Raw genomic sequence first — 24,773 nt, 5'->3', positions numbered from 1 at the left:
AAAGCTAAAGATGTTTTTCCAATCTGCAAAACAAAAAAGAAAGTTTTCCAAAACAAAATCTTAACAAGCTGATTCACACAACTTTATTAACACACAAACATCTTGTAAGTTTTCTTTTTGGGAGAACTATAGTTTTAACATAGTTTATCTAACAAAGAAATCAAGACAAGCTACACAAGCAAGAAAACCACCTTGTCCGGCTCGTCCGCACACACGATTACTTTGCAAAAATATTCCCATTAATATAGACAAAGAAGCCCACACTCGCGCCAATGCTTCTACGTGACCGGCACAACGCGACTATCTTCCTTCATGTCCGCATATAATTGAAATGGCTTATGCACATATATGCATGAATCATCCTTGCAATCTCGCAGATTCATACAGCATAACCACTCATGACTTTTTCCGGAATGACCTCATTTCATATAAAGAACAAGCTCTTCCGGTATTGGACGTTTCAAAAGAAAATGCTACCTTTGCAACGATAGCGCTCAGTTACAACATCACTAAAACAAAAGGTATCAATGCGGCAATAATATGAATACATACAAGCTCCTCCCTTACGGCATATCAGACTTCCGGCGGATCCGGAAAGAAAATTATTATTATGTAGACAAAAGTGCCTATATCCAACGCATGGAAGATGTGGCGAGTTTCCTGTTCCTTATCCGCCCGCGCCGTTTCGGGAAAAGCCTTTTCCTATCCATGCTCCGCTATTATTACGACATCAACGAAAAAGAAAATTTCAGAGAACTGTTTAAAGGGCTTTGGGTAGCAGACCATCCTACCCAATGGCAAGGCAAATTTCAAGTGCTGCACTTAGACTTCTCGCAAGTCGGAGGAAATGCAGATGCACTCCCTTTGAATTTCAACCGCTACTTCGGAGTGCGGTTAGACGATTTTGCAGAACGTTATGCCGCCTATTATCCCGCCGACTTTGTAGAAAGAATAAGAGGAGCGCAAGACGCAAACACCAAGTTCGCCCTTATCATTGCAGCAGCCAGCGCACGCAACCATAAACTGTATCTGATAGTAGACGAATACGACAATTTCACCAATACCATACTGAACGAAGAAGGTGAAGCCATTTATCATGCCATAACCCTCGCCAGCGGCTTCTACCGTGATGTATTCAAGAAATTTAAAGGCAACTTCGACCGTATCCTGATGCTGGGAGTCAGCCCCGTGACCTTAGATGACGTGACCAGCGGTTACAACATCGCCACCAGCATCACGATGGATGCCCGCTTCAACCGGATGTTAGGGTTCAGCGAAACAGACGTGCGCGAAATGATCCGTTACTACCAGTCTGCGGGTACATTAAAAGCCGATGAAGAACATCTGATAGCAGAAATGAAACCCTGGTACGACGGATATTGCTTTTCAGAAGAGGTAGTCTATACAGACCCGAAGATGTTTAACTGCGATATGGTTACTTATTATTTGAATTACTATATCCAACACGGATGTGCCCCTAAAGAAATGGTAGACCGCAACACGTGTACAGATTACACGAAATTGGACAAGCTGATTAAGTTAGACCAGTTAGACGGTGATCGCAAAGGCGTATTATTGGAAGTGGCAGAAAAGGGAACAACTACCGGCATCGTAGCCAATTCATTCCCGGCATCCCGACTGACCGACCCGGAAATATTCAAGAGCCTGTTATTCTATTACGGCATGCTGACCATCACGGGAACTTACGGAATCGAGCAAGAACTGGGCATCCCGAACAACAACGTACGGAAGCAATATTACGATTTCTTATTGAACGAATACAAAAAGGTACACCCGATAAACCTTTCTCCGTTGCTTCGCAGCTATACCGACGCAGCTTTCAAAGGGAATTGGCATCCCATGCTGGAACATATTTTCAAAGCGTATCATGACACCACCGCCATCCGCAGCCTGATAGAAGGTGAACGGAACTTGCAAGGTTTTATGAATGCTTACCTCAGCTTGAACCCTTACTACCTGACCGCCCCCGAAGTGGAATTGAATCACGGTTATTGCGATTTCTTCCTCATGCCCGACCTGGTACGTTGGCCCATGGTAAAGCACAGCTATATTTTAGAATTGAAATACCTGCCTGCCACAGCTACCGATGAGAGAGCGGAAGCACAGCGGACGGAAGCCATAAAGCAAGTGAAAGATTACGCTTCCGGTCCCAAAGTGCAAACGCTCATCCAAGGAACCACATTGCATCTTATCGTTGCCCAAATCAAAGGATACGACTTAGAAGCTGTTTTGAATTTATCGTGCGATGATTTGGGATGAGTTTTTGAGGCATTTTCGCTTCTGTGATGAGGAAGATAGCGGGCTATCTGACGAAGAACAGGAGCGAAAAGGACCAAAAAATCGCCCAAAGCACACACGGAAACGGATACATCAAGTCAAGAAAAACTTTTTGGAGAAATTCAAAACAGCTTCTTAATAGGACTGGAAGAAGTGGAACGGGAATAAAATATGGGCGATGCCTGCAGTATGGTCATACGAAATTCAGGAAATATTCCTCTTGAACTTTCAGGACCATATAATAATATTTGTCTTTCTTCATTGCTTCTTATATTTACGTTGGAAATCTGCTATAAACTTTTTTAACCGTTCATCCATCCCCGTTTCCACATCAGAGAATTGGAAGTTTCCCGGAACCGCATAAACATAATAATCCCGATAATTACCGCATTCCGACAGCGTCTGAAGCCGTACTGCATAGTCGTTTGAAAAAGTCATCATTTCGTAAGATGCCTTCACATAGCGGTCAGCTCTTGGCAATTTTCCCGGTCCTTCACTGCCATTGAACAAATGTTCCAAGGTTCCACTTTCTACAGGAGCGCAACCAAGAATATCGTAGCAATCTTTATGCAGCAGCAACAAGACCTGACAATCTCCATAACCGAACCTCGGTGCACAAATTCCACCTTTCGTTTCTTTAATCATCCATATCAAGTCCGGGCTTTTATACCCTGAAGCTACTTTCTTCTTTAGATCTGCCCAATAACCTTCTCTGCCCCTCTGCTCATTACCCATATACAGAGGATCATAGTGCATATAGCTGTCATCACGTTCCGCAAGTCCCAGTTGCTTTTCCAACTCATGTATCTCCCTGTTCATCTCCTCCCGTTTTTTCTCTTCTGCTTTTTGCTCTTTAATCTTTTTGGGTGTTTTACTATAAATCCATTTACCTATATGATACATGGCAATAAACGGACTGCAAATCACTAATCCGCCGATGATGGTCCCAAAAAGGAGATCATCTTTATCTATTTTCATTGTTATCGTTTTTATCATTCTTTTCCCTTTCTATCGTTTCCCATATGCCTTTATACACCGGATAAGCCAACAATTGGAATACAGGCAACGTGCGTCTGCTTCCACAACGTTTGCAAGGCATCGGAACGGAATAGACCATTGCACCGTATTCCACATCCGGTGCCATAAAGACTTTCTTGCACTCGGTGCAGATGAATAATGTTTTTCCTCGTACCATGGTTTTGTTGTTTATTTAAGTTCGTTTGGTTGAATTATTGTTTTCTGTCATCACCGCCCGCCAACCGCCTGCAAGCAGCTTGTGCCTCCGCATGTCCTTGATTCGCTGCCTCCTTATACCAGCGGACAGCTTTTTGCAAGTCCGGTTGGGTGCCTTCGCCTTGCTCATACATGCACCCCAGTGCATACTGCGCCTCGGCTACATGAGCGGTGCGTGCCGCAATCCCGTAACATTGAAAAGCTTCCTCCAAGTTCCGTTCTCCTTCCTTGCCTTCCTCATACAACTTGCCCAAGTCGTACCACATTTCCCGATGCCCCTGTGCGATACACTTTCTGTACCACTCCTTTAAAGCGGAAACCTCCGGATGCGCTAACCCGTCATCCAACAGACGTTTCGCCTCCTTATATGCCTTTTCACTTCCCGCTTTCCAAGCGTTCAAGTAGCATTCCCAAGCTTTTAAGAAGTCTTGTTCCACCCCCTTGCCTGTCTCATAAAGCGACGCCAACCTTTGCCAGGCTTCCGCCGGTTTTTGTTGGGCTACCTGCTGATAGAAAACGAAAGCCTCCTGATAATCTCGTTCCTTTCCGGTGCTTTCATAGAGTCTGCCCAAGTGCAGTTGTGCTTTTACATACCCGTGCTTCGCCGCTTCCTTATACCAACGGACGGCTTCGTGCAAGTCTGGTTGTACACCTTCGCCTTGCTCATACATGCAGCCCAAAGCGTATTCGCTTTCCACACAACCGGACACAATCGCTTTTTGGTGCCACTCAAACGCTTTTTCAAAATCCTTCTCAACTGAGTTGCCTATGCGATACATGTTTCCCAAGTAACACATCGCTTCCGGTAAGCCCTGCCCGACCGCTTTGCTTATCCATTGGTAAACCGTTCCCTCCGCATACGACGTGCAACAAAAAGGTGGTTCTTCCAGATATTTATCATATTTATACCTGTAACGCATGCGATCTAACATTGCGCCCACCTGATACTGCGCCTGTGCATGTCCACGTTTAGCTGCTTTCATAAACCAATAAAAGGCGACTTCAGAATTACGCATACTCCATGCCTCTCCGTTCAGAAACATCATCCCGGTGCGGTATTGCTCATCGGGCGTACCGTCTATGTCCGGCCTCCCTATACGTTTCCAAATACTCTCATAGATTGAATAATAGCACAATTGTTTCTCCAACGGCTTGTTCGGATTCAATTTATCTGAATGAAAAGGATCCAACTTCATCGGCATGGTACGTATGCTCCCACACCGTTCACAAGGCATCGGAACGGAATAGACCATTGCATCATATTCCACATCCGGTGCCCAAAAAACTTTCTTACACTCAGTGCAAATAAATAATGTTATTCCTCGTATCATAACTCATTCTGTTTTTTTATTGCAAGCCGCTACCTTAGCTTCCTCTTTAGAAACAACCGGACTTGCCGTGAACCCGATTGGGCGTTTCTCTTCTTTTTCACTCAATTCGTTCTGCAATAAATCGCACATATCGTCTACGGCATGTTTCACATCCGCAAAGTACTCATAGAAAAGCGAAAGCAGCATCTTGCGATTGGCAAAGTAAAAATGTGCGTCAACGATTATCTCGTCGTTAAAAGCCTTCAATGTTGACAAATAATCCTCGTCCGTATTCACTTTATCGGCAATAAAAGTCTTGCGCAACAAATCCAGTTTTGCATATTTTTTGTCCTTCAGCCGGAACGAAATGTCACACCGAGGATATTCCCCGTCCAAGTCGAACTCTACATTATAATAATAGTCTTCAAACAGCACCTGTATCATGCCGTCTTTCACTTCCGCCTGTATGCCTTCCGCGGTCAGATAATCCACCACCGCCTTGCGCATCCGGCTAACGTCATAACGGAAAAACAGCCGTTTCCAAAAAGAAGTTATCGCCTTGTTCATATCACTGCTGAGTTTAGTTGATTAATACCTGTTCCGCTGGCTGCGGTAAGCATACGAAACCTTCCAACGGTCCAGTTCCAATGCCCGCACACACAATTGAGGGTGCGAATAAAAAATACACTGATACTCTTGTTGTATCCGGTTCCAAAGCGAAGAGCGCTTCAGTGCCTCATACGCTTTTCCTTGTTCCACCAGACAGTCCGGCTGGCGGGAGTCTTCTTTCATTCCCGATGCCAACTTTATCAATACCGACTGATAGGTTTCTTCGCCAACAACTGCTGCCCCACAACGGTCGGCAGACAATTCGCTCTTCCTGTTCCAGTATTGCAAAGCCAGATAAAGCGGCGAAAACATCATCCAAGGTATCAAGCCTAAAAACACACCCATCTCTTTCAGCGTCTCATACATCGTGAGATACAACATATGCCGGCACAAGATATGACCGCACTCGTGGGCGATAATCCCCTTCAATTCCTCCTTGCTCATCCGCTCCACCAAACTGCTGGATAAAGCGATGAACGTACGGGTCTCTCCGTAAGTATAAGCGTTTATCATGGGGTCATTATAGACATACAGTTCCGGTGCCGTGATGCCGACTTGTCCCGTCACTTCTTTAAAAACGGCATAGATATCCGGATAATTTCTTGAGGTGACTCTTATCATATTCGCCAGGTTCTCTCCTCGGTATTTGGCTTCGTAACCCCACTTCATGAACTTACGGACCAATCTTTCACAGCCTGGCACACTCTTTATCAACTGTATCGCTTTTGCATCTTCATGATGCATAATGTCTTGCGCCCTCATAGCCTATCCTCCTTTCTTCCATGAACCGCAAACGCATGCACGACACTTGTATCACGCAGGGAATCGTTACCCGGTAGGCCGGCGAAGCCAAATCGAAAGCCGCCCCAACCTAAAGTGACCGCCCATCCTATCGGACCACCTAAAAAGCCGAACGCCTTATTCAGCAGATTACCACCAAACATCAATATACCCCTGCCTAACAGCATCTTCGAAATCATCTGCGCTACATAAAGCGCAATGCGGGTAAACAGCACGCCCCCTTTCCGTATCGCCATCTGGAGGGCAAACATTAACATAAATTTCTGCGGATGCTTCTCACCAATGTCCAATTGTTCCGCCATCTGCCGCAACTCTTTTTCCGGCATACGCCTTACCGTTTCCATACAGACCTTTTCCAACAAGCGTCTCTCTATCTCTGCGGTCTCTTCCAAATCGGAAAACCAAACCTCCATCTTCCGGCACACATCCTGCAATATCTCCCGATAGCACACACCTCCCTTGCGGAACACATTCACTATCGTATTGCCACCAAAGCGTTGCAACTCGTTGGCAATCTCCTGCCACATACAAGGCAGACGGTCGGGGTAATACCGCAAGTAAGCGTCCGTATTTGTCAACTGTTCCGACAAACGCACATTCCCGTCCTTATCGGATGTCATCATATCCACCAGCGTCTTCAAGTCCTCGCTTTTGCAAGACGCTAAAAACTGCAAGTCCCTGTCTTCTTTCATATCTTTAATGTTTTTATTAGTTTGATAATGCAAAGGAAAGCAGGGACTAAGACAAAAGCTGTCCGACGGGAAAGGATTTTTATGATTTCTCTTGCTGTTCTTCGCGTAACTGTTTGATATAATCCAATTCCCCTTGGATATACTCAGTACGGTCATCGGTCTTTAATAACTTCTTTAGCAATTCTTCCGCTTCATCCAGCCGGTTCATATCCGTAAGGACATACGCACGCCTGCGGAGCAGGAAACAATAATAGCTGAAGGTTTCCTCCGTAAATTCTTCCTCCTTCAAGGCATCCAACCGTCCCAATTCATCGTCTATTTCCTGAATAGCACGAGGGTCTTTGGCATGAACCAGGCAATTGATATATTCATAATTGTATGTGATGTTATCCAAAGGCCAAACGAAACTCAAGTAATAATAGGCTTTCTGATACAGTTTCATTTCGTCATAGCAGAAACCTATCAAGTAACAGCAATGATAAAACACATCCAATCCTTCATCCGAAAGAGTATCATCGAAAAACTTTTCCTTCAACAGATAAAAAGCATTTTCCAAATACAGCAGAGCGTCCCAATAGCGTTTCTCGTTGAAAGCTTCGTGCCCCCATGAATAATTCCATCCGACTTCGGGAGCGATTTTAGCAATCAAAGCCGTTTCATCCGCATCCAGTTCTTTTCCTTTCGCATATTTCTCAGCCACTTTTTCCACTTTCTTCTCAAATTCAGCAATTCGCCTTTGCGGGTCTGTCAAGTCGTATGCAAACAGAAGGGAATAGGTTTCCGGCTGGTTTTGGGTAGCCGAAAAAGAGACGTCACCTTCCTCTGTCGAAAGCGTCCGCATGATAGAAGCACGGATAAACCGGGTCTGTTCATCGCCGCCGTTCTCCTTTAAATGGATAAGCACGGTTTCCTCTGTTTCTTCATTACGGGTATAAGAAACGCACAGAGTCACCTGGTTATAAAACATTTCGGGATGCTTTTCATCCGCCATCGCCTTGCACAAGTCAAAGTTCCATATAGCATCTGGCTGAATGATTTCTTTCCCTGTTTGACTGTCACTTAGTGTATAAACCACATACAGGCTAAGAAGGTCTTCTTTTCGGATATCGAATATCCGGTTGAGCATCGTGCCTAATATCACAGCATGTTCTCTGCTTGCCCGGAACCGAATACGTTCATTCAGATTTTGATGCTCCAACTCTTCAGCCAAATACGCACCGGTCTTCAAGGCTTCTTTAATTAAGAAAGAGGTAGCGAGTTCATCGCCCCGCTCTTTTACGTATCTCTTATCTTCCTGTGAAAATGGCAAGAATTTTGATAGGTGGTCGGTTAGTTTGCTCATATGGTAATTTAATTCCGTTTTAATTCAGTCATACCTTTTATTATAAAATAAATAGAAGAATAGTGATAGCATACTAAATATCAAATTAAGACAGCAAATATAATGAAACAAGAATCTCAATTAAGACAATAAAAGCTACTATTGAAACGAACCATTTATTTTTTTTAACCATTAATCTTTTCTCATTTCTCCAATCAGATACAATTTGTTGTATTTGACTCTGCTGAGTCGCTATTGATTGATTCTGCTTATCTACTGATTGAACAAATTGCTGCTGCAGTTCTTGCCGAATAGAATCTGCTCTAGAATTTAAACCTAATGAAATTTGCTCAACCTTTCCAGCCAATCTATCTTCCATTAAAGAACTTTGTTTTTGTAAAGCAATCTTCTCATCATCCCAATCAGATAAAATTTGCTTTAAATCACTCTTCATAACAATTATAGCTCGATTTGGTTCTTCCATAGCTTGCTCCAACTGTTGATGAAGATTTTTCTTAATAGACTCCATATTAGAGTTCAAATCTGACACTACTTGCAAAAAATTTTCCGACAATTTTTTTTCTGCTAAGGAATATTGTTCCTGCAAAGATTGCGTCCTATCATTTTGCTCTTGTAAAGCTTCATTAATAGTTAATTTTGCATCTTCAAAATCGGCATTCAGCTGATTTTTTGCTTTCTTGAACAATTCATTTAAGCTATTTTGATAAGCAACAAATTCAGTTCGCAAACTCTGATTTACTTTATTCAAAAAATCTATTTTCCCATATACATCATCCTTAAAATCTCGCATTTTAGCTTGAATTCTAAGACGTTTTTCTCTTTCACGTTCTGCAATATGCGACAAACCTTCCACATTAATGCCTTCTCTTAACAATTCTTCGCTGATTGCAGAAATTCCATTAGAAGTTTCATCTGCTGTACTATATAAGTCATTTTCTATCTGGATAATTAGCAGCATTAATTTACTAATTGCATCAATACAACCATTAGTTGCTTTAATAGCTTCTGATATATTTGTAAAACCTTCTTTTGCATTTCCATCAACAGCCGTTACCACTTTTATCAATTCATCACGGCTTACTTTCGGGTCTACAGTATCTACAATCCGCTTCAACCATTCATATTTCACATTATGCCCAAGTTGATTTAAAGGTATACAACAATCCTTTATCTTCGTAAGACTTTCTTCTAACTTCCCTTTTGCTCCAGAAAGTGATGAATCTAACTCTGTGAGTTTGTTCTTTGATATAATATCCAATAAATCATTTCGTCTTATATCACGCTCTGCTGCCAAATATGTTATTTTAACACTCTTGCTTTTTTCATAAATAACCTGAAATAGATCTTTAACCGTATCTATAGCCTGAAAATCAACAAAACCTACTTCTACGTTAAATTCCTTCTTTATCTTTTCACATATCAATGAAGCCTTATCCATATTACCGGAACAAAGCTGCACAAATTTTGTACATTCTGTTATTTCATCATCAATCTCAAAAATGCTTTGTAATACTTTAACCACATTATTTAATGTAATGGACATTCTTTCATCTGGTGTTAACGATTCCATATCTATCACTTTTATAATTCAAAAATCTTCTTCGTCATCATCTTTTAAAAGAAAACCTATTCTTTTACTAGTATCCTCTCCTATTTTTTTAATTTTTTCAACTCTGTCAGTGGAAGTACACAACTTTGATTTAATACTTTTTTTCTTATCTGCCATAGTTTCCAAAGAATCTCCCAAATAATCAATAGTGGTTTGTACACTTTCACCAGCTTTCAACGAAGAGAGCAAAGCTAAAGAAGTATGAACATAGATCAAACGAGTATTAAGAAAATCTTCTCTCAAAGAGGCAGAAGTAATTAACATCTTATTCTTATACCTATCAAACATACAAAGAACGATAGAAGACAGGACACAAGAAATAAGCCCAGACAGTACATCTGCAATATAAGGAGCAGCAGGTGCGATAGGTCCCCACTGTGATAGAAAATCTTTTATTACTTCATTTAACCCGGTACCAAGGAATGCTACCATTCCTGCAGACAAAATTTTAATAGCCTCATATAATCGTTCTTCCCAAGAAGCATTTCCACTAAATATTATACGAAGTGCTCTAATAATCGAATTAAGCATTATGCGAATCATCTTCGCAATATTCTTAAATGAATGTAAAAAGAAATCCACAACAGCATTCATTGCTTCCATGGCTAAAGAACCAATTGCATTCGAACCCATATCTTTCAACAAGTTTTTCCATTCTTTTTTTATCCGTTCAAACCAATTTTGAAGAATATTTTTGAGATGGTCAATGAAAGAACATTCTTTAGAATTAGAAAATTCAACTTTTGTTTCTTGAGCAAAAAACATTACCAACTGTTTCCCAAAATTTATCGCAGCACCCTTTCCCGCTCCTATAACAGCCCTTTGTCCCCTAACTAAAATCTCCTGTTTTATTTTTTCTACTTTCGCCTTCTGTTTCCACTGTTCATACTCTTCTTCCGTAATCTTACCTTTTAAATATTGGTGTATTTTAGATACCTGTCCTGAATGGCGTTCCAAATTATGAACATCAGCAGGCACTAGATACATACCCTCAGGACTTTCATGGATTGTCAACTTATTTTTAGTACGCCATTCTTTAAATTGAGTCGGATTTTTAAATCCAAATTCTTTTGCCATTTCAGCATCAAAATGTTTAAAATTCTCGCTCCTCATCCATTTAGCTACAGCATCTGGCGAACCCGCATTTTCATATTTCATTTTATATTCTTCTGGAGTATAAGCTGCAATTGTAGGTCCTAACCTATAAGAGTCTAAACCTGACAAAGAAGTGAAATTATCTTTCTCACTTGTTTTATAGTTTTTAGTATGTTGATCAACAGTTTTTACTCGATTCGCATACTCTGTTTCATATTGGGACAATCTCTTTTGTCCTTCTATTGACATCCCAGAATTATCACAAAGAGCATCTTTTGCATAAGGAAAATTACGAGCTTCTTTAAGTGTACGATATGTTCTTTGGGCTTCTTTCTCAGGATTTGCTGCCGTTGGAGCATACTTAATAGTTTGCTCATCATTATTCCTCATAGAACTTGGATTCTTTTGATAATCGCCAATAGCTGAAATATCTATAAAAGAATCAATATAATTCATTGTTCCTTTAACGGACGCGTCTATTAACTCTGTCAGCAAATCCTTATCCGTAGGTATATTAGATTTAAGATTTGCAATTTCTTGAAGCATAGCTTCATCTTCCTCTGATAATTGTAGCTCTAACTTATCTAAGTCGTCTACTACAAACTCTTTTTTGTCCATACTATTTTATTATTATTTATCACACGTATATGTTTTTCACACTTCTCGATTCTCTTTTTTACAAAAGACATAAGATTTTAGATTATTGGCAATCTTCTATGAATCAATCATTTTATATAATACGAACATATTCTTTCCACAATCTCCCTCACCTCATTCCTCACCTCCACTGGCTCCAACACCTCCACTTTCTCCCTATTCCACAGCACCGCCTGATAAAAGTTATAGCTCGGCCTCAGCCAATAACTGAAAATACTCCAGCCTTCGCCTGTCTCTATCTCCTGTTGCGATTCGTGCAAAGGACGAGCCTTGATGTAATCCACCTGACTGCCATACACTTTCAACTTTATCAATTGAGGAGGGCAGACTTCATGGTTTACCCCAAAGCAAGCATCGAAATAAGTCTGCGGTTTAATGTCAGGGGAAGGAGTAGCCCGTTCTTCAGACAAACGTAGATTGCTGATGCGTTCCAAGGCATAAACCGTAGGAGTTTTGCGACTTAACGGCTCGGCTATCAAGTACCAACGTTGCTCCCATGTCTTTAGAAAACATGGGATGCGTTGTTGATGAGTCACCGTCTTTTTATTGAAAGAATAATAATCGAATTCGATAACAACGCCTTGGTCAATGGCTTTGAGGATAAGTTGGAGATACTCCACTCCGCTGGGCGCATTTTCCAGCACCACGCAATCTTTGTGCTTCATCGCCAATTCCACTAACGCTTCTACATGGAATGCGGAGAGCAGGTATTTGTAAAGCGCATTGTTCTCAATGTAATCCGGATTGGCTATATAGTACTTGTTCGTTCGCTTGTCACATTCAATGTCAATGGCAAAAACAGCCGAAACATACTCTTTGTAACGCCCAAAGGACTTAGGGAGAAGTTCGCCATCATAAAATGAGGAGTATTCCCAATGCTCGTTTATCTCACGGAGCGACATCGGCTTGCCGCGCGATAACAATTCTACTATATACAGGCATTTTTCAAGTTTACCCATAGCTTTTCGTTTTTTCAGGTCCAAAGGTAAAAACGTAACGGCTAACATTACAAATATAGATATTTTCTTTGAACATAGCACTATTTTTCCCAGAAAGTTTTCTCCCCATAGATTAGGTTATTCAATATCCCTTCCAAAGTAATATATACTGCATTGCCCGATGAATATATACTGCATCAGCCGATGAATATATACTGCATCAGCCGATGGATATATACTGAATTGCCCGATGCAGTATATATTACTTTTTCAACCCATGGCATCGTATCGGATATCAGCCTCTATTTCCAAGCCAGACTCTGCCGCCCACACCTCCGTTATCCGGATGAACTTGGTAAGTTTATCTACATTATCCACATGCAGTTTCTCGGCTATTTTATCCACAAACAGCAACATTTGGTTTTCTTTCTCGCCCCACTTCATCAGTTGCGTGCGCTCTATCTGTTCGCCCAAGAAGGTCTTGATGCCCTTAGCCACCAGTTCCAGCCCCATCGACAAAGAATAAGTAACATCAAGCACCGTATCGGTTATGCCGTTGAACTTGATTATCCCCGCGACATCTTTCGATATTTTTCCGATAAGAGGCACGTCCACCTCTACCGTGTAAGTCACCTGTACCGTATTCCCATCTTCCGCTTTTTGGAAACGAACAGCCTTTCCTGTCTTTTTATGAATCAGAGTTTGCAATTCGTTGTAAGTAATTAGTAGTTTCATAAAGCCATATTTCATTAATTCAATGTAGTACAAATCACCCAAAGTTATATTTGCTATCTTCTATATGTATATACCGTAATGTTCTTTCTTTCATTTTTTTCATTAATCTATTCACTTCATTACTATCAAAGACTAAAGAGAATGTCTCATTAATGTTCGCATTTGAATAACAATCATATCCATTTAAAGACAATATCATATAGATATTTTTAAACACAAACAAGACAGAACCTACTTTCTTACTGACAGATATACTTTCCAATGGCAATAAATATGATACAGACTCCTCATCAGACTTACGAACTTTGACTTCAACTAAAATAGCATTTTTATGCTCGTGAAGATATAGTATCGTACTAAATTTTCTACGGAATGAATCTATTACCTCCATATCCACATTCAAATACTCCTGAATAAAATCACAATCATCCCGCAACGAACACAATACATCATATTGCCAATCGTCTAAACATTTTTCAGAAGATGAATTCATTACGCTCTTTATTAATTCTATAGCCTTATTCAACTCTTCTGTTATGAGTTCAGGAATATAACAAATAACAATGGCGGTCGAATGACGATGATAAAAACAACTATTATTGCATTTATACCGTCTGCCTCCACAACCCTCACAATCCTCCCTGCACCTTTCCATATCACAACCGCTATAATCCCAACCATCACAATTTCCACAATAATCCTTCATACGTCTTTCGTCCAAACACGTCCAACGATGCAGAATTAATTTTTTCATTTCAGAAATGCTAATCTCTCCATTCCACTTTATTGCATATTCTGAATTCCCTAATTTTATGTAATAATCTTCCCGTGATTTATATAAAAATTTTTCTGTTAACCGAATCTTTTTCTCATTTTTTGAAAGATCATAAAAGAGAACGTTATTATCATAAACCTGTTCTATAACAAACGGTTCTCCTGGTACAAACCATTTTTTATAACCGGGGGAGGCTTTAATAATTGCATTTGCACTGTAACGTACTTCTGTTATCCTTGCAATATGTTCATAAGGATAGTATGCATACAAGTTGTAATCGTTATCACGAAATATAAACACACCATGCCCTCGTAATGCTTGAGCGAACAAAACATCGGCATTATCAGGAATATTCGCAAAAGTTTTATCAAACAAACTGGCAAGAACCTTAGCATCATCCTTCCGAAAGTTTTCCTCATTCATACGTTGGTTATCCGTATTATAATAACCAAGCAAACGCATCTTAAAGTTAAATTCCATACAGCAATTGATTTAGGGTAATTGATTTAGTCTGCAAGACAAACAGTAATGTTTCATCGCAGGATATCGTTTAGTTCGTCTTCTGACTTATCGTAAACCATGCGCAGGTAGGCAATGGTTATCGTGCAAGGAATCATCACCCGATAGGCAGGGCCGGCAATATCGAAAGCCACCCAACCCAAAGACAATACCCAGCCGATAGGGCCTGCCAGAACCGCGAATGCTCTGCCTCCTGCGAACTTAGCCACTAAGTTTGCCGCTTGTTTCAAACCATATTTAGTAGCCATCTGAGTAATTAACATGGTTGTCAAACGGATGAATAGCGGAGAACCTGCTTTCAGAAGCCCGATTTGCTTTGCCAACGATTCTTTCGTAAGTTTTTCTGAAAGATGATGCACATCTTCTTCCGTCATTTTTTCTACCGACATGATGAGGAATTTCTGTAGCATATAGTGCTCGATCAATTCCGTAGAGGCGTCTTTGTGATAAGATACTTTCAGCTGTTTGCATACCGATGTCAGTATCTCTCGGTAAGAAACGCCATGCCCTCTGAACATATTAAAGAGGGTATTCCCGCCAAATTTCTGCAATTCATCAATCAAGGTAGGCACGAGCTTTACCATTTCATGAGGGTAATACAACTTGAAAGCTTGTGTAGAAGAAATTTCTTCTGTCCATCTCAACTTGCCGTCTTTATCGTACAACATAAAATCGGCAAGTAATTTCAGTTGGTCATTGGAACACTGATACAAAAAATCTAAATCTTTATCTGCCATAACGTTTGTGTGTTTATAAGTGAGACATTCATTTGAACTATTTTGTATTTTCTAAGTCAAAAGTAGGAGGCGACACGGACAAAAACTGTCCGAACATCACAGTTTCTGCAACATTTAATCCAAAAGTTTCTCTGTATCCTTTGTCTTTTCCTGTTCCATTTCTTGTATGGATTGGTTTAACTTATCTCCCAATTTTTGAAATAACCACCCCACAAGAGCACTGTCATCAATCAATCCGACTGCAGGAAGATAGTCTGGAATCAAATCAATCGGAGATACAACATAGATAATGACCGCAATAATAAGTACAAGTGTATGATCTTTATAGTCATAATATCCTTTCGTTAATAACTGTTTTACGTAATCATACAATTGAACGAGTTGGCTCTGTACGTTCTTCAAACCGTCCTTATTCATGTATCCACTCAAATCATCGGACAATTTTTTCAGGCTATCGGGGGTTTTCAGACAAGACTGGGCTTTATCCATCCATTCACCGCTTTTGAACTTTTCGATAATAGTTTCCTTATCAAATTTTATCATAGCATTACCTTTTATTACTTATACGCCTATAAGCCCTCCGAATTCAGCATTAGATTTAACACAAAAGTAAAGGCGTGAGGACTTGTCTGCTATCCATCAAGAAACAGGCATCGCCAAACGCCTTACCCAGAAATGAATATAAACAGTACTCCCACGCCGTCTTGGTATGAACAGGTACAGCACGGGCTGTACACCGACATATACAAAACAGATGAGCGTCATGTTCCTTTCATCCGTCTGAGTCTGAATTTTGGCGATTTCGTTTCTTAGGACGAAAGCAAAAAACGCTTTCCATAAATGTGAGCCATTTCTCCAGCCCGCATCATGCAAATATACATTTTTTGCCGGACATGACGCTCTTTTTCGGGAGTTTTTTTACCTTTACATCCGATTGATACAAAATTACGGTTTTCCCGTTTACTCCTTATATTATATAAGGACGGATTTCGGCAGGTGCCGGCGTTTTGTATCAAAACCGGCTTAAATTGATACGGATATGAACGAGAAACGAAAGATATTGCAATGCCTCATCGATAACCGGGCTTTTGCGCCTTCGGCTTCCGCACTTGCCAAAGACTTGGGATACGAAAGCAACAAGGCGACCCTTTATCGGATTATGAGGGATGAAACGAAAGACAGTACGGTGGACGACGTGTGGGACAAGCTCCTGGAAGAGCACTGCCTCACGGAAAGGCACTTGTATAACTTAGCGCGTATCTTTGAAGGGGCCGCTTATTTCAGCGACTTGATTCTGCCCGAAATGGACCGGAAACATCCGAAGTGGCTTCGATACTTGCTGCTCATGCTGACCGATGATGATTACGAAGCTTGTTCTCCGGAATTCCAGCAAGAAACCGCCCCGATACTGAAAGACCTGAAAGCGGACGAACCGGACGTGTATTGGGGCATCGTGACGGTGATTTATATACGATGCCGAAATATCGACCCTTATAAGGAAAACCCCCAACGCACTTTCTGCCTGCTGATAGACGAATTGGACAGTATGTTATCCTACTGGTACCCGGGAAGGACGGACGCGCATGAAATTTCTTTCAATCTGAAAGAACTGACAAAAGCATCGAACTTGTGGAAAATCATCGAAAACTGTACCATCTTGTTCCGACGCTATACGGAAGCGGATTTCAGCAGCTATGCCAGTCAAAGCATGATGTTATTCGGTTGGGATGCAAAAAGCTTTTGGCGCATACCAGGGCACCCTTACCTACAAGGCAGCCAAGTATGGGTACTGGTAGAGCATAGTTTCGGGCGTGCCACAAACGGGTGCTACATCGTATTGTGCCTGGAAGCAGGAAAAGACATCTGCACATTCGTACTGAAAGACGCATTGGTGTTTTGCTTTTGGTCGGTAGATAAAGAAGACGACCCGCTCATCCTTCAAGCTTGCCGGGGAACTGGAGCACATAGAGAATGGTGTTTTTATGCCTACGGATATGATGAAGAAACACATACACTCTATCTGGAAGCCAATCCTGCAACAGGTAATCTATTCGGGCTTCCTGAAGCCATGAAACAGATAAATCTGGAAAAACCGAAAGACAAAGAAGAAAAAGTGTGGGCAAGAATCATGAACAAATGGGATAAAGAACAAGGAAATTCCATCTTCGAACAAGCCAAAGCGTTGTTTGCAGGCAGAATTGACCTGAAAGACACCTACCAGCTGGAAGATGTCAGCATCAGCCGGACTTGCCTGAAGCTCTTCATCAGGCACAATGGGGACAGCCGCACGTACCAATTGCCCATAGAGGCATACGACTTTCTTCAAAAAATCAACCCTACGCAACAAGTGTTGATAGTGAGGCATACAGACGACCAAGACATCTACGTAGAATGGCCCGAAATGGGCTATGGCATCAAATTATCCGAATTCGAGGTACATTAAACCGCAGTAAACATTATCAAAATCCGGCGTAACGAACATTGGCACATTAGCACATTAACACATTAACACATTAGCACATTAACACATTAACACATTAACACATTAACACATTAACACATTAACACATTAACACATTAACACATTAACACATTAACACATTAACACATTAACACATTAGCACATTGACACATTAGCACATTGGCACATTGTTTATTTGCTCATTTTATATTACCTTTGCTCAAACCAAAAACCAAAAACAAATTATGGATTCTATCAAAAACAGACGTACGATACGCAAGTATAAGCAACAGGACATCCCTGCCGACTTGCTGAACGGATTGCTGGAAGAAGCTTTCCGTGCCCCAACAATGGGTAACATGCAGTTGTATAGCGTCATTATCACACGTGACCCGGCAATGAAAGAACGGCTGGCACCCGCACATTTCCACCAGCCAATGCTGGCAGAGGCTCCCGTGGTGCTGACCTTCTGCGCCGACTTCAACCGCTTTGTGAAGTGGTGTCGCCAACGCAAGGCAGAACCAGGTTACGACAACCTGCTCTCGTTCATGAATGCCAGCATCGATGCCATCATGCTTACACAAAACTTCTGCACACTTGCAGAAGCCGCCGGACTGGGCACCTGTTTCCTGGGCACCACGATTTATAATCCCGACCAAATCATCGAAGTCCTAAACCTGCCCGAACGGGTCATTCCGCTTGCTACCATCACCGTGGGCTATCCCGATGAATGTCCTCCCCAGACCGACCGTCTGCCTTTGGAAGGCATCGTTCACGAAGAGCAATATCACGACTATTCGCCCGAGGACATCGACCGTATCTATGCCTACAAGGAATCACTGCCCGAGAACAAGCATTTCGTGGAAATCAACCATACCGAAACGCTGGCACAGATTTTCACCGACATCCGCTACACGAAAGAAGGAAACGAGGCAATGTCGAAAGTGCTGAAAGAAACTCTACGCAAGCAGAAGTTTGAGGAATGATGAACTTTTTTAAATGAAGAATGAAGAATCGCTTCGCCACATGGGATTCTTCATTCTTCATTCCTCCAGCTTTGCCTTGATGCGTTCTAGCAGATAAATACAACCTTGCATCTTCGGATTTTCGTAGCATTGGTCTGCTTGCAGAAACAACCTGTGCAATGTTTCTTTCAGGTCTGGGATATATGTAGCCTTGTCCAATTGCAAACTCTTAGGAAGCTCCTTGCTATCGAACCAATGTTCCAGTTCCTGAATTTCTTCTTTCGTATACAAATTGTTAGAATCTTTCATCTTGTCTTTATAATTGAATTAAACTAATCAGAAGGGATAGCCTACAGCAAAGTGGAAAGCAAAGTCACGCTTGAAATCAGGTGAAACAATCGGATAACGGTCTTTGCCCGTATACATCGGATTGATGGCTTTCATACCACCGTCGAAACGCAGGATTAGAAAATCGAGGTCAAAACGAATGCCCAAACCATATGCTACTGCCAATTGCTTATAAAAACGGTTGAACTTGAAAACGCCTTCGGTCTGTGTGCCTTGGGTACGAATATTCCACACATTACCGGCATCGATAAATGCCGCACCATTCAATTTCCAGAACAAATAGGTACGATACTCGATGTTAAGATCAAGCTTGATATCACCCGTATGATTGACATAATCGATGGTATTCCCGTCTCCCCGGTACGAACCGGGTCCCAGCGTACGCACTCTCCAGCCACGCACACTATTGGCTCCACCCGAGAAATAAAGCTTTTCGAAAGGCAGGCTTCTCGAATTGCCATACGGGCAAGCTATGCCCAACCCAGCATGAAATACCAACGAGTTCCGGTCGTCTATCACAAAATTCTTCGCAAAATCGATATCCATCTTCACATACTGGGCAAAATCGATGTTTGCCAGCTGATAAGCATCGCCGTATTTCGGTTTCTTATGCACCAGACGCGAAAATCCATAAAGCAGATTGCCCGACTCTTCAATATTGAAACGGATGGAATACGAATTGCTCTTGGCAGCCTTCATCGCATTTCCTCCTGCACTGTTGTATGTATAAGTATACCCCATCCGCACGATAAAAAGGTCTTCATAACTATGCCGCAACAAAGGATTGACCTGGTCCATACGGTCAAGATAATCATTGAAAGCACCGGAAATGTAAGGCATGTAAACATAGTTGATGTCAAGTACATCAAACCGGTGCGTAGCTTTTCCCCTACGCGACCACCGGTAACTCCAAGCAGCAGAAGCCAACGTCCGTTCGAACTCCGGACGTACCTGTGAATTGAACTTCACACTGACCTCTGAGGTTGCCCGGACACGCCGTTTGAAGTCGGATGACAAAAAAGGAAACATAAATTCGGGGAAATTGATGCTGCTCTCCACGCCATACTCCACATAATTGCTGTTGGCATACCCCTCCAGTCCGCTTACCGCTTCGTACGCACCACGCAATTTCAAGGTAAACGTTTCCGAGCCTTTAAACAAGTTGCGGTGGATAAATGAAGCCGAAGCGGCTGCTCCTAAATCACCAGCCGAATTGGTACCTTCTATTTCGAATGAAAGGGCTTTGTTTTTGTTCTTAGACAAAAAGATATATGCATCCACACGGGCAGAATCGCCGGGCAACCGTACTTCATCGAAACGGATATTGGAATATTTCAATACTGACAGCCTCGCCAGCGAAGAATAAGTGTCCTGTACATTACGGCTGCAATACAAATCCCCCGGATGTAAATGATTATAATCGGTTACGACCCGCGGACGTAAAAAAGGTCTGTCTTTATAAAAAAGCCCGACTCCACCGGAAGATATCGAATCGAGCCAGCGCAAAGCATCCTCTGACAATTCTGCAAAATCTACCCCCAGCACATAACGCACATTACGCAATGTGTACTGCCTATGGGGTTGAGGCGCATCATCCTTTGTACGGCGGTAAGGCAATAATCTCATTGTCAAACCTACCCGATGCGTATTCAGCATCGTATCCGCCTGATAAGTTATGAAATCTTTATTGAAACGATAATACCCACGGTCCTGCAAGTATTGGGTAATACGCTGACGCTCCTCATCCAGTACGTTTACATCGAAACGCATTCCCTCGTACAGACGGGTATGAGTAGAATCTTCTGCCAGATAAGCGGCTATTTTCGAATCGGAAATGTCATAAGTCAGACGCTCTACAACGTACGGTTGTCCCGAATGAATCGAATAATACACTTTCATCCGGTTGCCCGAAGACACCTCGTCCATATCTACAGTAGCTCCCATATATCCCATATTCTGTACGGCTTTTTCCATTTCCTCACGGGTTTCCCGAGCAGCCTCACGGTCATATATGACGGGAGCCTCACCTATCTTGCGCCAAAAACGATTCAGCCATTTTGTAGAATCCAGCCCTGAAGCACTATAAATATACATGGGAAGCTTGACAATACTGAACCATTTGGCATTAGAGGTCTGACGGACATAAAGATTCATCTGCGACGACTTAATCTCTTTATTATCCGACTCTATTTTAACATCATCCAACAAATAGCTCCCCTCTGGAATAAACTTGCTCACTGAACAGCCTGCCAGCAACATAACAGCAAGCATCAGGAATACGTTTATCAGAACCTTTTTTTTCATATACTACTCAGAGGGAATGCAAATTTATCCGCAAAGATAGGGATTTATTGAAAATATCTTCTTAGCTTTGCCCGTAAATATTTGTTATTTGTGCGAATCAGGAGTTAAAGTGGTCATGCTTCGCAAGAATTATCACTATGCCCGGTAGTTAAAAGCCCGTGATTCAGCTTTATGAAACAAGCATACAAGTATCGGCTGCTAACTTCCAACCCAAAATGTGAACAATACCACCTTTTCTGACTCCCCTTGTGATTCCTGACAGGTGTCATTTTAAACGAAAACGTATGCTCAGCAAAAACAAAATCAAATACATCCACTCGCTGGAACAGAAAAAGAACCGGAAAGAAGAACAAGCCTTCATCGCCGAAGGACCGAAACTGGTAGGCGACCTGCTGGGGCATTTTACATGCCGGCTGATAGTAGGCACCGACGAATGGCTGAACCAACACCCCTACATCCAAGCTTCCGAAATCATTGTGGTAAAGAGAGATGAACTATCTCGTATCAGCCTGCAGAAAACCCCTCAGGAAGTACTGGCTATCTTCGAACAACCGCCACATAAAGTAGAAGCAGATGCAGCCAGACACTCACTCTGCCTGGCACTGGACGATGTTCAAGATCCCGGAAATGTAGGAACAATAGCACGGGTGGCAGACTGGTTCGGCATCGAACACATATTCTGCTCGCGAGGCACGGCTGACATCTATAACCCCAAAACCGTACAGGCTACGATGGGAGCCATCGCACGCGTAAAATTCCATTACTGTGACCTGGCCGCATTTATCACAGAACAGGCCAAGGCAGACGTTCCCCTCTTCGGTACATTCCTAAACGGAAATAACATATACGAAGAAGCTTTAGATAGCAAAGGCATCATCATAATGGGCAACGAGGGCAATGGCATCAGCCCGGACATAGCCGAAGTTATCAACCACCGCTTGTTCATCCCAAACTATCCGCCTGAAAGAGCCACCAGCGAATCACTGAATGTAGCCATAGCCACAGCTATCGTCTGCGCTGAATTCAGGAGAAGAAAATAAACAAGCCATACTATACCATATGCGGTATCAACGAACATAAGTGATACGACTGACTTACTTATGTGAAACACCCAAGTCACTTATGTGAAACGGTCCACTCACTTATGTTCATCAAAAGGCATACTTGAACAAATGCACAAATAACTGAGCCAAATTAATGACGTGTGGAGTAGAAAAAACAAAAATCTGCAAGCGGAAAAACCACTTACAGATTTCTGTGATTCCGGAGCGATTCGAACGCTCGACCCACGCCTTAGAAGGGCGTTGCTCTATCCAGCTGAGCTACGGAACCCCGTTTCTTAATTGCGAGTGCAAAGGTACGACATTCATTTGAAATATGCAACCCTTTTACAAAGAAATATCTTTAAAAAGGAAATTTCATATCTCACCGATGCAAACTTGCTTCGATTTCCTCTACTTCGCTCTTGAATGCCTTGTCCACTTCCACCTGGTCTTTAATGATTTTGCAAGCATGAAGCACGGTAGCATGGTCTTTGTTTCCTATCATCTGGCCAATCTTGCCAGATGAAACATCGGTATGCTTTTTTGCCAGATACATTGCAAGCTGGCGTACCTGCACCACCTCACGCTTGCGAGTCTTGGTATGGATAGCAGAAGTATCTATCTGATAATGCTTGCACACCTTCTCTATAATATCATTGACCGTAAGCGGTTTCACTTCGGCACAACGCACAGCTTTCTGCACAATATGCTGTGCCAGTTCCAAGTTGATTTCCCGTTTCAACTGGATAGAATATACTAACAAAGAATTGACAATTCCTTCCAGTTCGCGTACACTCTCGTTTACATTTTCGGCTATATAGCAAATCACAGATTCAGGTATTGTAAGACCGTCGCGACGGATTTTACTACGCAAGATGTTCTTGCGCAACTCAATATCCGGCTTTTCCAGTTCGGCAATCAGTCCCCACTTGAAACGTGTCAACAAGCGGTCTTCCATCCCCTGCAACATCACCGGTGCACGGTCGGACGTAAGAATAAGCTGCTTCCCGTTCTGATGCAGATGGTTGAATATATGGAAAAACGTGTTCTGTGTCTTGGTCATTCCGGCAAATTCTTGAATATCATCAATAATCAGCACATCAATAGTCTGGTAAAAACTGATGAAATCATTAAAATGATTGGTACGAACCGAATCGGTGTACTGCACCTGAAACAAGTGTGCAGACACATAAAGCACACGCTTCTCCGGATACAATTCCTTGATACGTGTACCGATAGCATTAATCAAATGCGTTTTTCCTACCCCTGAAGGTCCGTACAAGAACAACGGATTGAAAGTACGTGCCGGATTCTGAGCCACCGTCTCAGCCACTGTGCGCGAAAACTCATTGCTGGTACCCTTGATAAAGTTTTCAAAATTATAGTTAGGATTCAAATGTGGGTCTAAATCCTGAACTACAGGAGCCTGCAACAATGTAGGAGCCTTATTCCCATCATGTATGGGCTTCTGAGGAGACAAAGCGCCCGAGCGTTCTGTCCCTTTCATATCAATGGCTATGTGATTCGTTTTGTCGGTCAAAATGGAATACATCAACTCCGTACCCTCACCTATCTCTTTATAGATGGCGGCACGCAAGAGTTCCACGTATTTTTCTTCCAGATACTCATAGAAGAAAGGGCTCGGAACTCCAATAGTCAAAGCTTTCCCTTCGTATTTGACAGGCACGATGGGTTCAAACCAAGTAGTAAAGGCTGTCGTATTAACGTTGTCACGAATAAAGTCAAGACAACGTTGCCACAATACAATAGCCTGATTGTTTTCAATCATATTTGTCCTCTCTATATTTTTAAGCTATACTTCTACGGAACAAAGTTCGGAATCTATTTCTATAAAAACAAATGCCTTTTCGCTTGCTTTTTACAAGGCTTTTATAATATATTGGTTTTCAACCGCTTGTTTTACACACTTCTGAAACATATATTTCCAAGCATTTGTAAAATTGCAAAGGTTTGTTTTTCAATGCATTATTTATCTATTTCTCAAAGCGCACAAAGACTAATCCTTCTTCATTCACAACTTGAATATCAAAGGATTAGTCATTACTTATTTCGACTTCAGGCGTCGGATACTATTTAGACAATTTCTATATAAGCATATTTAGAAGCTGTTTTGAATTTCTCCAAAAAGTTTTTCTTGGCTTGATGTATCTGTATTCGTGTGTGCTTTGGGCAATTTTTTGGTCCTTTTCGCTCCTGTTCTTCGTCAGATAGCCCGCTATCTTCCTCATCACAGAAGCGAAAATGCCTCAAAAACTCATCCCAAATCATCGCACGATAAATT

The 24,773-nt window shown here is 41.9% G+C and carries 24 protein-coding genes and 1 tRNA gene; 6 read left to right on the top strand and 19 right to left on the bottom strand.

Annotated features, from left to right (window positions below):
- The first annotated feature begins 540 nt into the window (after positions 1 to 540).
- Together B5F71_RS05730 and B5F71_RS20150 are read left to right on the top strand one after the other, a co-directional pair.
- The gene (locus B5F71_RS05730; protein WP_087208408.1) at positions 541 to 2,280 is read left to right on the top strand and encodes an ATP-binding protein; all 1,740 of its coding nucleotides are present in this window, start codon (positions 541 to 543) and stop codon (positions 2,278 to 2,280) included.
- Complete coding sequence (locus tag B5F71_RS20150) at positions 2,267 to 2,437, top strand: hypothetical protein (protein WP_158098043.1); 171 nt, start codon at positions 2,267 to 2,269, stop codon at positions 2,435 to 2,437. The genes B5F71_RS05730 and B5F71_RS20150 overlap by 14 nt, the downstream gene beginning before the upstream one ends.
- A 119-nt stretch (positions 2,438 to 2,556) precedes the next feature.
- Here the strand turns inward: B5F71_RS20150 and B5F71_RS05720 are convergent, their stop codons facing one another.
- From B5F71_RS05720 to B5F71_RS05655, 14 genes are all read right to left on the bottom strand, one after another.
- Positions 2,557 to 3,276 (bottom strand): hypothetical protein, encoded by a 720-nt coding sequence (locus B5F71_RS05720; protein ID WP_087208403.1) that lies wholly within the window; start codon positions 3,274 to 3,276, stop codon positions 2,557 to 2,559.
- Positions 3,263 to 3,493 (bottom strand): hypothetical protein, encoded by a 231-nt coding sequence (locus B5F71_RS05715; protein ID WP_087208401.1) that lies wholly within the window; start codon positions 3,491 to 3,493, stop codon positions 3,263 to 3,265. Before B5F71_RS05715 ends, B5F71_RS05720 begins: the two co-directional genes overlap by 14 nt.
- 34 nt (positions 3,494 to 3,527) lie before the next feature.
- Positions 3,528 to 4,862, bottom strand: coding sequence for a tetratricopeptide repeat protein (locus B5F71_RS05710; RefSeq protein ID WP_087208399.1), 1,335 nt, complete (start codon positions 4,860 to 4,862; stop codon positions 3,528 to 3,530).
- 3 nt (positions 4,863 to 4,865) lie between these two features.
- Positions 4,866 to 5,408, bottom strand: a complete 543-nt coding sequence (locus tag B5F71_RS05705) for a hypothetical protein (protein WP_087208397.1) — start codon at positions 5,406 to 5,408, stop codon at positions 4,866 to 4,868.
- Positions 5,409 to 5,429: 21 nt separating this feature from the next.
- Positions 5,430 to 6,212 (bottom strand): M48 family metallopeptidase, encoded by a 783-nt coding sequence (locus B5F71_RS05700; RefSeq protein ID WP_087208395.1) that lies wholly within the window; start codon positions 6,210 to 6,212, stop codon positions 5,430 to 5,432.
- Positions 6,209 to 6,943: a DUF3944 domain-containing protein gene (locus B5F71_RS05695; RefSeq protein ID WP_158098044.1), complete on the bottom strand. Its 735-nt coding sequence runs from the start codon at positions 6,941 to 6,943 to the stop codon at positions 6,209 to 6,211. The genes B5F71_RS05700 and B5F71_RS05695 overlap by 4 nt, the downstream gene beginning before the upstream one ends.
- Positions 6,944 to 7,022: 79 nt before the next feature.
- Positions 7,023 to 8,285, bottom strand: coding sequence for a hypothetical protein (locus B5F71_RS05690; protein ID WP_087208391.1), 1,263 nt, complete (start codon positions 8,283 to 8,285; stop codon positions 7,023 to 7,025).
- Positions 8,286 to 8,370: 85 nt separating this feature from the next.
- The gene (locus B5F71_RS05685; protein ID WP_087208390.1) at positions 8,371 to 9,855 is read right to left on the bottom strand and encodes a hypothetical protein; all 1,485 of its coding nucleotides are present in this window, start codon (positions 9,853 to 9,855) and stop codon (positions 8,371 to 8,373) included.
- An 18-nt stretch (positions 9,856 to 9,873) separates the two neighbouring features.
- Positions 9,874 to 11,607, bottom strand: a complete 1,734-nt coding sequence (locus tag B5F71_RS05680) for a hypothetical protein (RefSeq protein ID WP_087208388.1) — start codon at positions 11,605 to 11,607, stop codon at positions 9,874 to 9,876.
- 107 nt (positions 11,608 to 11,714) lie between these two features.
- The gene (locus B5F71_RS05675; protein WP_158098042.1) at positions 11,715 to 12,605 is read right to left on the bottom strand and encodes a WYL domain-containing protein; all 891 of its coding nucleotides are present in this window, start codon (positions 12,603 to 12,605) and stop codon (positions 11,715 to 11,717) included.
- Positions 12,606 to 12,854: 249 nt separating this feature from the next.
- Positions 12,855 to 13,319, bottom strand: a complete 465-nt coding sequence (locus tag B5F71_RS05670; RefSeq protein WP_143269854.1) for a hypothetical protein — start codon at positions 13,317 to 13,319, stop codon at positions 12,855 to 12,857.
- 34 nt (positions 13,320 to 13,353) lie between these two features.
- Positions 13,354 to 14,574 (bottom strand): hypothetical protein, encoded by a 1,221-nt coding sequence (locus B5F71_RS05665; protein WP_087208381.1) that lies wholly within the window; start codon positions 14,572 to 14,574, stop codon positions 13,354 to 13,356.
- A gap of 53 nt (positions 14,575 to 14,627) precedes the next feature.
- Positions 14,628 to 15,350, bottom strand: a complete 723-nt coding sequence (locus B5F71_RS05660; protein ID WP_087208426.1) for a DUF3944 domain-containing protein — start codon at positions 15,348 to 15,350, stop codon at positions 14,628 to 14,630.
- A 114-nt stretch (positions 15,351 to 15,464) separates the two neighbouring features.
- On the bottom strand, positions 15,465 to 15,893 hold the full coding sequence (locus B5F71_RS05655; RefSeq protein WP_087208378.1) for a YkvA family protein: 429 nt from the start codon (positions 15,891 to 15,893) through the stop codon (positions 15,465 to 15,467).
- A 132-nt stretch (positions 15,894 to 16,025) separates the two neighbouring features.
- Here B5F71_RS05655 and B5F71_RS20145 point away from each other — a divergent pair, with 132 nt between their 5' ends.
- The 3 genes from B5F71_RS20145 (at position 16,026) to B5F71_RS05645 (ending at position 18,797) form a co-directional block, all read left to right on the top strand.
- Entirely contained in the window at positions 16,026 to 16,163 is a 138-nt protein-coding gene (locus B5F71_RS20145; protein ID WP_158098041.1) for a hypothetical protein, read from the top strand.
- Positions 16,164 to 16,389: 226 nt separating this feature from the next.
- Positions 16,390 to 17,793 (top strand): hypothetical protein, encoded by a 1,404-nt coding sequence (locus B5F71_RS05650; protein WP_087208375.1) that lies wholly within the window; start codon positions 16,390 to 16,392, stop codon positions 17,791 to 17,793.
- 263 nt (positions 17,794 to 18,056) lie between these two features.
- Entirely contained in the window at positions 18,057 to 18,797 is a 741-nt protein-coding gene (locus tag B5F71_RS05645; RefSeq protein WP_022040428.1) for an NADPH-dependent oxidoreductase, read from the top strand.
- Positions 18,798 to 18,854: 57 nt separating this feature from the next.
- Here B5F71_RS05645 and B5F71_RS05640 read toward each other — a convergent pair whose 3' ends face one another.
- Positions 18,855 to 19,085: a hypothetical protein gene (locus tag B5F71_RS05640; protein WP_087208372.1), complete on the bottom strand. Its 231-nt coding sequence runs from the start codon at positions 19,083 to 19,085 to the stop codon at positions 18,855 to 18,857.
- Between the two features lie 27 nt (positions 19,086 to 19,112).
- Positions 19,113 to 21,428, bottom strand: a complete 2,316-nt coding sequence (locus B5F71_RS05635) for a BamA/TamA family outer membrane protein (RefSeq protein ID WP_087208370.1) — start codon at positions 21,426 to 21,428, stop codon at positions 19,113 to 19,115.
- 284 nt (positions 21,429 to 21,712) lie between these two features.
- On the opposite strand from B5F71_RS05635, the gene B5F71_RS05630 reads away from it, so the two are divergent.
- A complete protein-coding gene (locus B5F71_RS05630) occupies positions 21,713 to 22,468 on the top strand; it encodes an RNA methyltransferase (RefSeq protein WP_022040425.1) in 756 nt (251 codons plus the stop codon).
- Between the two features lie 218 nt (positions 22,469 to 22,686).
- Here the strand turns inward: B5F71_RS05630 and B5F71_RS05625 are convergent.
- The 3 genes from B5F71_RS05625 to B5F71_RS20140 form a co-directional block, all read right to left on the bottom strand.
- Positions 22,687 to 22,760: transfer RNA gene (locus B5F71_RS05625), tRNA-Arg, on the bottom strand.
- A 93-nt stretch (positions 22,761 to 22,853) separates the two neighbouring features.
- Positions 22,854 to 24,260, bottom strand: coding sequence for a chromosomal replication initiator protein DnaA (gene dnaA / locus B5F71_RS05620; RefSeq protein WP_022040423.1), 1,407 nt, complete (start codon positions 24,258 to 24,260; stop codon positions 22,854 to 22,856).
- Between the two features lie 305 nt (positions 24,261 to 24,565).
- Positions 24,566 to 24,773 (bottom strand): hypothetical protein (locus B5F71_RS20140; RefSeq protein WP_206423824.1); only part of this gene is annotated, 208 nt, incomplete at its 5' end.

The sequence above is a fragment of the Bacteroides sp. An269 genome (genome assembly GCF_002159755.1).
In the GTDB taxonomy this organism is placed as follows: Bacteria; Bacteroidota; Bacteroidia; order Bacteroidales; family Bacteroidaceae; genus Phocaeicola; species Phocaeicola intestinalis.
Note: the sequence above shows the minus strand (reverse complement) of the source record. Positions and strands in the feature narration are given on the sequence as shown.

Bases quoted from the DNA above. Each gene is read 5' to 3' on its own strand.
- B5F71_RS05730 (WP_087208408.1), top strand. From the start codon at position 541: ATGAATACATACAAGCTCCTCCCTTACGGCATATCAGACTTCCGGCGG.
- B5F71_RS20150 (WP_158098043.1), top strand. From the start codon at position 2,267: ATGATTTGGGATGAGTTTTTGAGGCATTTTCGCTTCTGTGATGAGGAA.
- B5F71_RS05720 (WP_087208403.1), bottom strand. From the start codon at position 3,276: ATGAAAATAGATAAAGATGATCTCCTTTTTGGGACCATCATCGGCGGA.
- B5F71_RS05715 (WP_087208401.1), bottom strand. From the start codon at position 3,493: ATGGTACGAGGAAAAACATTATTCATCTGCACCGAGTGCAAGAAAGTC.
- B5F71_RS05710 (WP_087208399.1), bottom strand. From the start codon at position 4,862: ATGATACGAGGAATAACATTATTTATTTGCACTGAGTGTAAGAAAGTT.
- B5F71_RS05705 (WP_087208397.1), bottom strand. From the start codon at position 5,408: ATGAACAAGGCGATAACTTCTTTTTGGAAACGGCTGTTTTTCCGTTAT.
- B5F71_RS05700 (WP_087208395.1), bottom strand. From the start codon at position 6,212: ATGAGGGCGCAAGACATTATGCATCATGAAGATGCAAAAGCGATACAG.
- B5F71_RS05695 (WP_158098044.1), bottom strand. From the start codon at position 6,943: ATGAAAGAAGACAGGGACTTGCAGTTTTTAGCGTCTTGCAAAAGCGAG.
- B5F71_RS05690 (WP_087208391.1), bottom strand. From the start codon at position 8,285: ATGAGCAAACTAACCGACCACCTATCAAAATTCTTGCCATTTTCACAG.
- B5F71_RS05685 (WP_087208390.1), bottom strand. From the start codon at position 9,855: ATGGAATCGTTAACACCAGATGAAAGAATGTCCATTACATTAAATAAT.
- B5F71_RS05680 (WP_087208388.1), bottom strand. From the start codon at position 11,607: ATGGACAAAAAAGAGTTTGTAGTAGACGACTTAGATAAGTTAGAGCTA.
- B5F71_RS05675 (WP_158098042.1), bottom strand. From the start codon at position 12,605: ATGGGTAAACTTGAAAAATGCCTGTATATAGTAGAATTGTTATCGCGC.
- B5F71_RS05670 (WP_143269854.1), bottom strand. From the start codon at position 13,319: ATGAAACTACTAATTACTTACAACGAATTGCAAACTCTGATTCATAAA.
- B5F71_RS05665 (WP_087208381.1), bottom strand. From the start codon at position 14,574: ATGGAATTTAACTTTAAGATGCGTTTGCTTGGTTATTATAATACGGAT.
- B5F71_RS05660 (WP_087208426.1), bottom strand. From the start codon at position 15,350: ATGGCAGATAAAGATTTAGATTTTTTGTATCAGTGTTCCAATGACCAA.
- B5F71_RS05655 (WP_087208378.1), bottom strand. From the start codon at position 15,893: ATGATAAAATTTGATAAGGAAACTATTATCGAAAAGTTCAAAAGCGGT.
- B5F71_RS20145 (WP_158098041.1), top strand. From the start codon at position 16,026: ATGAATATAAACAGTACTCCCACGCCGTCTTGGTATGAACAGGTACAG.
- B5F71_RS05650 (WP_087208375.1), top strand. From the start codon at position 16,390: ATGAACGAGAAACGAAAGATATTGCAATGCCTCATCGATAACCGGGCT.
- B5F71_RS05645 (WP_022040428.1), top strand. From the start codon at position 18,057: ATGGATTCTATCAAAAACAGACGTACGATACGCAAGTATAAGCAACAG.
- B5F71_RS05640 (WP_087208372.1), bottom strand. From the start codon at position 19,085: ATGAAAGATTCTAACAATTTGTATACGAAAGAAGAAATTCAGGAACTG.
- B5F71_RS05635 (WP_087208370.1), bottom strand. From the start codon at position 21,428: ATGAAAAAAAAGGTTCTGATAAACGTATTCCTGATGCTTGCTGTTATG.
- B5F71_RS05630 (WP_022040425.1), top strand. From the start codon at position 21,713: ATGCTCAGCAAAAACAAAATCAAATACATCCACTCGCTGGAACAGAAA.
- dnaA (WP_022040423.1), bottom strand. From the start codon at position 24,260: ATGATTGAAAACAATCAGGCTATTGTATTGTGGCAACGTTGTCTTGAC.